8 protein-coding genes are annotated in these 11,557 nt (G+C 68.2%); 5 read left to right on the top strand and 3 right to left on the bottom strand.

The annotated features are described in order from the left end of the window. Positions 1–108: 108 nt before the first annotated feature. On the bottom strand, positions 109–1,125 hold the full coding sequence (locus tag CW348_RS01995; protein ID WP_016188582.1) for an LLM class flavin-dependent oxidoreductase: 1,017 nt from the start codon (positions 1,123–1,125) through the stop codon (positions 109–111). Between the two features lie 161 nt (positions 1,126–1,286). On the opposite strand from CW348_RS01995, the gene CW348_RS01990 reads away from it, so the two are divergent. From CW348_RS01990 to CW348_RS01970, 5 genes are all read left to right on the top strand, one after another. Beyond that, positions 1,287–3,365 carry an acetate--CoA ligase family protein gene (locus CW348_RS01990; protein ID WP_061783541.1) on the top strand — a complete coding sequence of 693 codons (2,079 nt, stop codon included), beginning with the start codon at positions 1,287–1,289 and terminating at the stop codon, positions 3,363–3,365. A 123-nt stretch (positions 3,366–3,488) separates the two neighbouring features. Next, positions 3,489–5,504 (top strand): FAD-dependent oxidoreductase, encoded by a 2,016-nt coding sequence (locus CW348_RS01985; RefSeq protein ID WP_011291744.1) that lies wholly within the window; start codon positions 3,489–3,491, stop codon positions 5,502–5,504. Positions 5,505–5,763: 259 nt separating this feature from the next. After that, positions 5,764–6,825 carry an ABC transporter substrate-binding protein gene (locus CW348_RS01980; protein ID WP_227480853.1) on the top strand — a complete coding sequence of 354 codons (1,062 nt, stop codon included), beginning with the start codon at positions 5,764–5,766 and terminating at the stop codon, positions 6,823–6,825. Between the two features lie 8 nt (positions 6,826–6,833). After that, on the top strand, positions 6,834–7,667 hold the full coding sequence (locus CW348_RS01975; RefSeq protein ID WP_011291746.1) for an ABC transporter ATP-binding protein: 834 nt from the start codon (positions 6,834–6,836) through the stop codon (positions 7,665–7,667). Further along, positions 7,667–8,527, top strand: coding sequence for an ABC transporter permease (locus CW348_RS01970; RefSeq protein WP_011291747.1), 861 nt, complete (start codon positions 7,667–7,669; stop codon positions 8,525–8,527). Before CW348_RS01975 ends, CW348_RS01970 begins: the two co-directional genes overlap by 1 nt. Positions 8,528–8,655: 128 nt before the next feature. Here CW348_RS01970 and CW348_RS01965 read toward each other — a convergent pair whose 3' ends face one another. Beyond that, on the bottom strand, positions 8,656–10,392 hold the full coding sequence (locus CW348_RS01965; RefSeq protein WP_104612853.1) for an iron ABC transporter permease: 1,737 nt from the start codon (positions 10,390–10,392) through the stop codon (positions 8,656–8,658). Then, a complete protein-coding gene (locus tag CW348_RS01960; RefSeq protein ID WP_016188586.1) occupies positions 10,385–11,542 on the bottom strand; it encodes an ABC transporter ATP-binding protein in 1,158 nt (385 codons plus the stop codon). Before CW348_RS01960 ends, CW348_RS01965 begins: the two co-directional genes overlap by 8 nt. Between the last annotated feature and the right edge of the window lie 15 nt (positions 11,543–11,557).

Below are 11,557 nucleotides of genomic sequence, written 5' to 3'. Positions count from 1 at the left end.
ACAAAGAGGAAGGCCCGTCCCTTGGGTGGTGGGACGGGCCTTCGCGTGTGCGGAGGGGACGGCGCAGCCCTGCCAGGCAGGGCCAGCCGTACGGGTGCGGAGAACCGATCAGCGGAAGGCGGGCAGCACCTCGTTCTTGAACAGTTCCAAGGTGCGCAAGACCTGCTCTTGGGGGGTGTCGTACCACTGCGCCCGCAAGACGATGTAGGTCAGCCCCTGCTCTTCCAACTGCTTGAGCGCCTGCACCGCGCCTTCCGGGTTGGTGAACAGGTAGGAGGCGTCGGCGACCTCGACCGCGGCCTGCTCCGTGGTCAGGTGGCGGTAGTTCTCGCCTTTCTCCGGCGCGTTGAACTCCGCGTACTTGCGGGTGAGCGCACCCCGGTAGCGCAGGCCGAGTTCACGGGCGCGCTCCGGGTCGGGGTCGAGCAGGAGCTCCCGCCGGACCACCAGTTCCGAAGGCCCGCGGCCCAGCCGCTCCCGTTCTTCCTTGTAGTGGCCGAGCACGACCTTCAGCTTCTCCGGGCTGGCGTGGGGCGGGACGATCCAGGCGTCGCCGAGCCGGGCGGCGCGCTGCGCCCCCTTCTTGTGCGGGCCGGCCCCGATCCAGATCTGCGGGCCGCCCTCCTGGACCGGCTTGAGGCTGATGTGCTGGTCCTTGACGCTGTAGTGCTGGCCTTCGAAGGTGACCCGTTCCCCCGACCACAGTTGGCGGATCAGGGTGACGCTCTCTTCGAAGCGGGTGACCCGCTCCTCCAGCGGGATGCCGAAGGAGGCGAATTCGTTCTCCCGGTAGCCCATGCCGAAGCCGGCGATGACCCGCCCACCGGTGATGTGGTCGAGGGTGGCGAAGTCTTCAGCGACTTGGACCGGGTGGTGCAGGGGCAGGATGAACATGTTGGTGCCCAGCGTCATGTCGCCTGCCTCCTGGGCCAGCGCGGACAGGATCGGCACCGGCTGGAGGGTGGGCATGTTGCCGAGGTAGTGCTGCAGCACCCAGATCGACGAGATTCCCGCGTCCCGGGCGGCCCGGACCTGCTCCCGCATAGCGGCGATGCGGTCGGCAGGGACCACGTCCGGGGGGAAGTCGTTCATGATGGCGAGACCGAACTTCAGTGGCACAAGCACACCCCACTCATTCGATGTTATTGATGATAATCAAAAATCAAATTAGCCTATAGGCCCCATGGCGGCAAGGGGGGTCGCCAGGGTTGAGGGCAAGTCCTTAACTATGCTAATGATTGTTTTGATAAATGCGGTACGGTTCACAACTTCCAGGACGGCACAGCATGGCTCTCGATCTCAAACCGCTGATCAACCCGGATTCGGTGGCCATCATCGGCGCTTCACCCAACGAAGCCGGCCACGCTGGCCGCTGCCTGGCTAACCTCGAGCGGACCGGCTACCCCGGACGGATCTACCCGGTCAACCCCAAGTACGACCGCATCGGCGCGCATACCTGCTACCCCTCCGCGCGCGACCTCCCCGAACAGGTGGATGCGGCCTACCTGCTCGTTCCGGCCCGGGCCGTGGAAAGCGCGCTTGAGGACTGCCTGGAGCGCGGGATCCGCACGGTCACCATCTGCTCGGCGGGCTACGCCGAACTCGGCGCGGAAGGCGCCGAACGCCAGCGGCGCCTGGTCGAACGGGCCCGGGAACGCGGCGTCCGCATCCTCGGCCCCAACTGCATCGGCGTGCTCAACCCCGTCGACACCTACGTGGGCTGCCCCACCTTCAACATCACCTACTCCTACACGCCAGGCTCGATCGCCCTGCTCAGCCAGAGCGGCGGAATGGCCGCCGCCCTGTTCAACCGGGCCCAAGGGCGCACCATCGGCATCCGGACCATGGTCAGCCTCGGCAACGAGGCCGACATCCAGATGGGCGAGCTGCTCGACGCCTTCGTCGCCGACCCGCAGACCCGGGTGATCGCCATCTACATCGAACAGTTGCGCGACGCCGAACGGTTCGCAGCTGCGGCGGAACGCGCCCGCGCTGCCGGCAAGCCGATCGTGCTGCTCAAAGTCGGCGGTTCGGAAGCTGGACGGCGCACCGTCCTGGGACACACCGGCGCAATGGCCGGGGAGCAGGCCGTGTTCTCCAGCATGATGCGCCACCTGGGCGTGGTGGAGGTCCACAGCATCGATGACCTGCTCAACACCGCCTACGCGCTCAGCAGCCTCCCGCTGCCCGCGGGGCCGCGCCTCGGTGCGCTCAGCCCCTCCGGCGGCGAGTGCGGCTACATCGCCGACCGTGCCAGCGCGCACGGCCTGGAGATCCCCCTGCCCACCCAGCAGACCCTCGACGAACTGAGCGAGAAGCTGAAGCTGGCGCGTCCCGGCAACCCGCTCGACACCACCGGCCAGGTCATCGGTGACGGTGCACTGCTCAGCGAACTCATGCAGATCTTCACCGCCGACCCGAACCTGGACATGATCACCCTGAGCATCCCCACTTGGGGGCCCTACGACTCCAACGCGCTGCTCCCGCGGATCATCGACGCTGTCAAAGCCTGCGACAAGCCCGCCGTGCTCTCCGCGTGGACCGCGCGCAACCTCACCGAACGGGCTGAAGAACTGCTCCGCGAGTCCGGGATCTGCTGGTTCGCCAGCTCGGACGAGGCCATCGCCGCGCTGGCCAACCTGCGGCGCTACGCCGAACTCGCCCAGGCCCCGTCGGCCACGCCTCCGGAACCGGTTTCCCTGCCCCGGCCCGAGGTCACGGAACTCAACGAATACGCCGCCAAGCGGCTGCTCGCGGAAGGCGGGGTGCCGGTCGTCGCCGAAACCCTCGCCCCCGATACGGAAGCGGCCCTGCGCGCCGCCCGCGACATCGACGGGCCGCTCGTCGTGAAACTCGTCGCCTCCGGCGTGACCCACAAGTCCGAGCTGGGACTGGTCCGCCTGCTCGACCGGGCAGACGAGGCCGAGGCCGCACTCGCCGACCTGGCCCGCGTCGCAGAGAAGGAGAACCTCACCGTCGAAGGCTACCTGGTGGCCGAGCGGCTCTCCGGAACCGAGATCATCCTCGGCGCGGTTCGCGACGAGACCTTCGGCCCGGTCCTCATGGTCGGGGCGGGCGGCATCCTCGCCGAACACTTCGCCGACCGGGTCTTCCTGCCCTGCCCTGCCGCACCGGAGCACGTGCGCGCCGCGCTCAAACAACTCGCCGTCTACCCGGTGCTCGACGGAGCCCGCGGACGCCACCACGACGTGGACGCGCTGGTCGATGTCGCAGTCGCGCTCTCCAGAGTCTTCGCGGGCAGCCCGTGGATGACCGAAATCGACCTCAACCCGGTCATCGTCGGCCTCAAAGGCCAGGGTGCGGCCGCAGTGGACGCCGTGATCGGAATCGCCCCCCAAGCCTGAAACGCGCCGGAAGAGCCGAGGAGGTCGACCGCACCCAGGACCGCCGAGGCTGGTCTGCCCCTCCGGAGCAGCACCCAGGGACGTCCGCGCAGACCACACCGCAACCACGAGTGAGGAAGCACGATGCGGAGCACACCCAACCAGCAAGAGAACAGCGTGCCGACCGGAGACGGCACCCGATTCCCCCACCTGTTCAGCCCGTTCCAGATCGGTCCGATGCGGCTGCGCAACCGCGTGATGGCTCCCCCGCACTCCTCGGCGATCGGCAACCTGTGGGGCACCGACGAAAAGGAGGTTGAGCGCACCTTCGCCTACTGGCGGTCCCGAGTCAGTGGAGACGGCCCCGCCTGGGTCGGGGGAGTGACCGGGCGGGTCCGCAACATCCTCATCCCCGGGTTCGAACCGCACGGCTACGGCGCGGAGACCACCGGCTACTTCCGCCAGCCGTTCTACGTGGAGCGCATCGGGCGGTTCGTGGAGGAGATGCACGCGCTGGGAGCAGTGGTCACCACCCAGTTGACCCTGCTCGGCGGGGTGCCGCACGCCCCGTCCCCGCGGCGCAGCTCCACGCTGTACAACCACCGGCCGCACGTCCTCAGCACCCATGAGATCGCCGAGTTCGTCGAAGAGTACCGGTTCTCCGCCAGCCAGGCCCGCAAGGCCGGGCTGGACGGGATCGAACTCCATCTCAACCACGACGACCTGCTGGAATGGTTCCTCTCCCCGCTGACCAACCAGCGCACCGACGCCTACGGCGGTTCGCTGGAGAACCGGGCGCGGTTCGCGGTCGAGGTCCTCACCGCGGTGCGGGAGGAGATCGGCTCCGACATGGCGCTGGGGGTGCGCTTCAACCTCCGCGAAGAAGAACCGGGCGGCTACACCCTCGCTGACGGTATCGAGATCGCCCAGTACCTCGAGTCCACCGGGCTCTTGGACTTCCTCCACGCGGTCATCGGCAGCCCGTGGGGCGACCCCAGCTACATCCAGCCCTACTTCTACCAGCCGGCCCAGTGGGCCGACCTCGCCGGGCAGCTCCGCCGCTCGGTGTCCCTGCCGGTCATCTACACCGGCAGGATCAACAGTGTCGAGGTCGCGGAGAAGGTCCTCGCGGACGGGAACGCCGACGTCGTGGGCATGGCCCGGGCGTTCATCGCCGACGGCGACATCCTGCGCAAGGCGCGGGAAGGACGCCTCGCCGACATCCGGCCGTGCGTGGGCGGAAACGAGTGCATCACCCGCCGCTACGTGGACAAGCTGCCGTTCGGCTGCGCGGTGAACCCCCACACCAGCAATGAGATCGACGGCCCGTGGAAGCAGGCGGCCAACCCCCGCCGCATCCTGGTGGTGGGCGGCGGCCCCGCGGGCATGGAGCTGGCGGCCCTCACCGCGGAGAGCGGCCACACCGTGGAGCTGTGGGAGGCCACCGACAAGCTGGGCGGCCAGTTGCGGACCATTCTCAACGCGCCGTTCCAGGAGCAGATGGCCCGCTACCTGGAGTGGCAGGAGCGCCGCCTGGAGAAGGCTGGGGTGACGGTCCGCCGCAACACGCGCGCCACCGCCGACACGGTGGCCGAGGCCGGTTTCGACGTGGTCGCGGTCGCCACGGGCGCCCGGCCGCGCCGTCCCGCGGAGATCGAAGGGGTCGACCAGGACTACTTCGTCTACGACATCCGCGACGTGCTCCTCGGCAATGTGGCGGTCGGCCAGGAAGTCCTCGTGGTGGCCCAGGACGACCACCTGCCGCCGCTGATCGTCGCCGACTACCTCAGTGACCGCGGGCACGACGTGACGATCGTCTACCCCACGGCCGGTCCGGCTCCGATGCTGGGCCGCTACATCCTCGGCGGCATGCTGGCGCGGCTGACTTCGCGCGGCGTGCAGTTCCGCTTCATGGAGGACGTGATCGGGATCGAGGAGGAGCGGATCCGGATCCGCCACACCTACTCCCACCAGGAGAGCGAGCTGGGCGCTTTCGACTCGGTGGTCCTCGCCTGCGGCGGCGACGCCGACTCAAGCCTGTACGAGGAGCTGCGCGGCCGTGTGCCAGAGCTGCACATCCTCGGTGACGCGTTCGCTCCTACCCGGCTGGTGGCCGTGACCCGTCAGGCCTACGCGCTCGCGAAAGAGCTGCAGAAGTAGTCCTGGCGGACTGGTTCCGGCGGGCTTCCCGCACCGTGGCGCTCCGGTGTGGGAAGCCCGCTGTCGTATGTGCGGGCGTCCCACAAAGATCCCATCTCTTGACATTGGTTATAACTATCTGAATCATGATCTTGTACCCGTGTGGCGTATTTCACTTACTGATGGATCAGTAAGGAAGGGTGTGCCGTACCCCCGAGAACCTGTCCTGCCGGCACCGCACCGACAGGACAGAATCCCCCAACTAGTGAGGACAGCAATCATGGGTAGTGCCCGCAGGAGTGGAGCGTTCCGCGCTTTGGCTCTCGCTGCAGCCCTGACGTTCACTCTCAGCGCGTGCGGCCCGTCGGAGTCAGACGGCCCCGCACAGAACGAGGACGGACTCACCACGGTGCGGGTGGGCCTGGCCGAGCCCACGTTCAACACCGCCCTCATCAACCTCGTGATCGACGAGGACATCGACGCCAACCACGGCCTTGACATGCAGCCCACGAGAAGCGGCGCAGGAAGCACCAACCAGATCGCGGCCCTGCGCGCCGGGGAATACGACTTCGCCGGAGTGGGCACCGCCACCGCCGCGGACGCCGTCGCCGAAGGCGCCGGACTGGTCATCGTCGCCGGAACCGGCGGACTCATCAACAACATCGTCCTCAACGCCGACGTCGCCAAAGGACTCGACGTCGCCCCCGACGACCCGGTAGAGGAGCGGATCAAGGCCTTGCGCGGCCTGACGATCGCCACCAGCCCACCAGGGTCCTCCAGCAACCTCACCCTGCGCCACCTGGTGCAGCAGCACGGCCTCGACCCGGACAAGGACCTCAACATCGTCCCGGTCACCGACACCTCTTCCATCGTCGCTGGCATCCGCCAAGGCAAGTTCGACGGCAGCTTCTTCGGTGTCGGTGTCGCCGACGCCAACATCGCCGACGGCTCCGGAACCCTGTGGATCTCCCTGCCGCGCGGCGACATCGAAGAGTTCAACGAGCTGATCGGCGTCTGCATCGTCAGCACGAGAGAGTTCGTGGACAACAACCCCGAAATCGTCGAAGCTTTCCACGCTGCCCTCGCCGAAGCCCAAGAGTTCGTCGCCTCCGACCCGGAAGCGGCCGGAAAGGCGCTCCACGAGAACTCTTTTGCGAACCTCGACGCCGACGTCTTCGCCACCGCCTGGGAGCAGGCGCAGACCGGCTACCCCGAAGGCGTGCTGTTCACCCGCGAGAACTGGGAGACCTACCTCGAACTCTTCGGGGACGCCTCCGACAAGGACCTGGAGAGCATCGTGTACGAGGACTTCGTCGCCGAACCCGCCCGTGGTGAGTCCTAAGGCAGGCCATGACCATCTCCACTAAGGAAACCGCCACCTCCCCCCAGGCCACCGAACCCCGCCGGGTCGTCTTCGAAACCCGAGGCATGGCCGTCGGATTCGGAGACCGCCCCGACGTCCTCGCCGACGTGGACCTAAAAGTCCACGCGGGGGAGTTCGTGGCCCTGCTCGGACCCAGCGGCTGCGGCAAGTCCACCATCCTCAACCTGGCGGCGGGCCTCCTGCGCCCCCGCCGGGGCGAGGTGCTCTTCGACGGCCGCCCCATCACCGGGGTGAACACCTCCGTCGGCTACATGACGCAGGACGACACCCTGCTGCCGTGGCGCACCGTGGCCGCCAACGTCGCCCTCCCGCTGCGCATGCGCAAAGTCCCCAAGCAGCGCATCCAGCAGGAAGTCTCCCGCTACCTCGCCTTCCTGGACTTGCAGCACGCGGCCGGACTGTACCCGGCCCAGCTCAGCGGCGGGATGCGGCGCAGGGCCCTACTCGCCCGCAGCATGATCTACGACCCGGAGCTGCTGCTCATGGACGAGCCGTTCGCCGCACTGGACGCGCAGATGCGCCAGCAGCTCCACGCCGACCTGCGGCGCGCAGTCCACAGCACCCAGCAGACGGTCCTCTTCGTCACCCACGACCTGACCGAGGCCGCCGTCCTCGCTGACCGGGTCCTCGTCATCGGCGGCGGGCCGCCCGGGGGAGTGGTCGCGGAATTCACCATCCCCTTCGGAGCGGAACGCGACCCCGCGACGCTGCCCTACGAAGACGGGTTCGCCCGCATCCAGCAGGAACTCCAAGAGGCGCTGACCCGGGCGCGGGTGCCGAAACAGAAGGAAGAGGAGTGATGTCGGTGAGCACCACGGTCACCGAGCCGGACAAGACCACCACCGACTCGGCCGCACCCGCGACCGCGCCGCAGCCGCGCCGCAGCCGGGCGCGGTGGCGGCCCCGGCTCCACCACTTCGTGCAGCTCTGCGTGATCGTCGTGCTGCTGGCGTCCTGGGAGCTCAGCGCTGGACGGCTGATCGACGACCTGCTCACCAGCCGCCCCTCCGAGGTCTTCCCGACCTTCTGGTCGTGGGTGGTCTCCGGCGAGCTCCTCTACCACGCCTCCAGCACTTTCAAGGACGCGTTCCTCGGCCTGCTGGCCGGCGGGGGACTAGGGCTGGTCGTGGGGTGCGTACTCGGCCAGTCGCAGTGGCTGGCCCGGGTGTGCGAACCGTTCATCACCGCGTTCTACACCATGCCCAAGCACGCGCTGATCCCCCTGTTCATCATGTGGGTGGGAATCGGCTCGGAGCTGCGCGTGCTCACCGCCGCGGCCATCGTGTTCTTCCTGGTCTTCTACAACACCTTCTTCGGTATCCGTGACGTCAGCAAGAATCTGGTGGACTCAGTGCGGGTGATGGGAGGAACCGCGTTCGACGTCCTCTTCCGGGTCATGCTGCCGTCCGCACTGATCTGGGTGTTTGCCGCACTGAAACTCGCGGTCCCCCAGGCGATCGTCGGCGTCGTGGTCGCCGAGATGCTGGCGGGCGACCGCGGCCTCGGCTTCCTGGTGGCGATGCACGCGGGCACGTTCAACAGCGACGGCACCTTCGCCGCGATCTTCGCGCTGCTCATCGTCGGCTTCCTCGTCGACCGGCTGATGAACCTCGTGACGCGCCGGGCCCTGCTGTGGAAGAACAACGACACCACGGCCTAAGCGCCGCGGGCAGGGACCGCAGCGTCCCCGCCCGCAGCTCCGCGGCCGGGGCACGCCCCGGCCCGGGGGACACGAAAACGGCCCTCCCGCAGCGTCACGGGAGGGCCGCCACACCGACCGGCACCCGGCTAGGGCGCGTTGCCGCTGTTGGGGCGGACGCCCAGGGCCAGCACCGTCAGCACCACGGTCGTGGACACCGCGGTGATCACCACCGACAGCGCTGCCAGCAGCGGGAACGTTCCGGAGGTCCACAGGTCCAAAATGGCCTGGCCCACCACCGGAGACCCCGGACCGGCCAGCATCGCCGAGGCGTTGATCTCACCCGCCGACAGGATGAACAGCAGCGACCACCCCGCCACCAGGCTGGGCGCCATCAGCGGCAGGATCACCCGGAGGAAAACCCGCCAGTCGCGGGCACCGGACACTTCCGCGGCCTCGCGCATCTCCGGACCGATCTGCTGGATCGCGGAGTTGGCGTAGAACGACGCCTGCGGCAGGAAGATCACCACATAGGTGGTGACCAGGAGCAGCAGAGTGCCGTTCCAACGGAAGGGGGGACCAGCGAAGGCCACCAGGAAGGCGATACCCACCACGATGTGCGAGATCGCCGCCGGAACCTTGATCACGCCGTCGACGACACGCCCCAGGAAGGAGCGGCGCCGGTAGGACAGGTACGCCAGCAGCGCCGACAGCAGCGTGGTGATGGTCGCGGTCATCAACGCCAACAGCAGGCTGTTGGTGATTCCCCGGCGCACCGACAGGCGGTTCCACAAGTCGACGTAGTTGTCCCCGGTCAACGCGCCGAAGTCGACCTGCGGGGTCCAAAAGCCCTGGAAGGACACGAGCAGCAGCGCCAGGAACGGCAACACCGAGGTGGCGCCCAGGTAGCCGAGCACGAACAGCCGCGCCGGAAGCTTCCACCGGCCCATGGTGACCAGGGCTGCGCGCGCTCCACGCCCCCCGATCCGGGCGAACCGCCCCTTGGCCACGATCCGGCGCTCCACGAGCCAGGCGACAACCACGATGGTGATGAGCACCAGGCTCATGCTCAGCGCCGTGATGAGGTCCGGCGGGTACTTCCGGGTCACCGCGTGCACGATGGACACCGGCAGCACCTCGATCTGCGCGGAGGTACCGATCACCACGGGCACGGAGAACAGCGCGAAACCGATGGTGATGAGCTGCAGCACCGCTGCGCCCAGCGCGGGCTTGAGGTTAGGGAGGGTCACCCGGAAGAGGGTCTGCACCGGCCCGCACCCGGAGACCTGGGCCGCCTCCTCCAAAGCCGGGTCCAAGGACTGCAGCCCGCTGGAGATCGCCAGGTAGGCGTAGGGGGTCAGGTAGAGCGCGTACACGAAGACCAGCCCGGGCCAGGTGAAGATGTCCAGCGGACCGGTCTGCAGGTGGACGCCGACGAGCGCCAGCAGCTTCCGCAGCCAGTAGTTGAGGAAACCAGCCTCGGGCGTGGCCAGGAAAACCCAGCCGATCGACCCCGCGATGGCGGGCACGAACAGCGGCATCAGCGGCAGGGCCTCAGCAGCCCACCCCATGCGGGCGTCGGTGCGGACATTGATCCACGCCAGCACCGCGCCGATGAGGAAGGCCAGGGCGCCGCCCGCAGCCACGGCCACTACCGCGTTACGCAAGACCTCCAGGGTGCGGGAGCTGGTGAGCACCTCGACCACGGCGGGCAGCTCCATGCCCAGCTCACCGATGAAGGCGCGGCCCACCGGGTAGACGATGAAGGCGACCACCACCGCCGCGGCCACCCAGCTCACCAGGGTGAAGCTGGAGAAGCGGGTGGCCCGCTGCGGCCGCGCGGCACCGAGGGGAACGGTTTCGGGCCGTTGCAACGTACTAGTCATGATCGAGCACCACAACGCATGCGGCAGGGTCGACGCCGACCCACACCTTCCGACCTGGGGCGAGCTCCGGGTTGTCGTCTGCCCACACCCGGACACTGGTCTCGCCGAGCTGCACCACGTACTCGGTGTAGGAGCCCGCGAAAACCGCGTTGGTGATCTCACCCGACCAGACGTTCTCCCCGGACCGCTCCGCGGTGTCAATCCACCAGCGGTGGGCGCGGCTCGCCACGAACCGGGGAGTGTCGGCGGGGCCGTCCGGTCCGGGGTCCGCGATCCGTATCGGACCGATTGGGGTTCCCACCTGGTGGGCTTCGCTGCCGGTCGAGGTCACCGGGATCAGGTTGGCGGTCCCGATGAACTCGGCCACATAGCGGTTGCGGGGCCGCTCGTAGATGTCGCGGGCCGACCCGGTCTGCATGACTTTCCCGGCACGCATGACCGTGATCTGGTCGGCCAGCTCCATCGCCTCGGCCTGGTCGTGGGTGACATAGACCGCGGTGAACCCGAGGTCCTGCTGCATGGCCCGCAGTTCGCGGCGGAGGATCTCGCGGACCTTGGCGTCGATGTTGGACAGCGGCTCGTCGAACAGCACCACGTCGGTGCCGGCGACGATCGCGCGGGCCAGGGCGACCCGCTGCTGCTGGCCACCGCTCAACTGTCCGATCGCCCGGCTCCCGTGCGAGGACAGGCCCATGATTTTGAGGACCTCGTCGACCCGGGCACGGATCTGCTCCTTGGGGAGCCGGTTTTTGCGGGGACCGGTGGTGAGCGGGAAAGCCACGTTGTCGGCCACGGTCATGTTGGGCCACAACGCGTAGTTCTGGAACACCATGCCCACCGGGCGGTCCTGCGGTTCGACGGTGCGGATACCGGGACCGAAGACCGGCTGACCGTCGATGGTGATGCTGCCCTCGTCGGGGTGCTCCAGCCCGGCCAGACAGCGCAGCAGGGTGGTCTTCCCGCAGCCGCTGGGGCCGAGGAGGACGCAGAAGTCGCCCTTGGGCATGTGCAGGGTGACATCGTCCACGGCCGCCACGATCGTTCCGTCCGGGGCACGGAAACGCTTGCGGAGGCCGACAATGTCCACGCCGGTGCGCGGCTGCCCTTCAGCAGAGCTCTGCGCCGAGGTGGCGTGCGTGGTCACGGTCATCGGAACGTTCTCCTA

The sequence above is a fragment of the Thermobifida sp. genome (genome assembly GCF_017577275.1).
Lineage (GTDB): Bacteria > Actinomycetota > Actinomycetes > Streptosporangiales > Streptosporangiaceae > Thermobifida > Thermobifida fusca.
The sequence above is the reverse complement of the archived record's forward strand: the minus strand, read 5'-3'. Positions and strand labels throughout refer to the sequence as shown.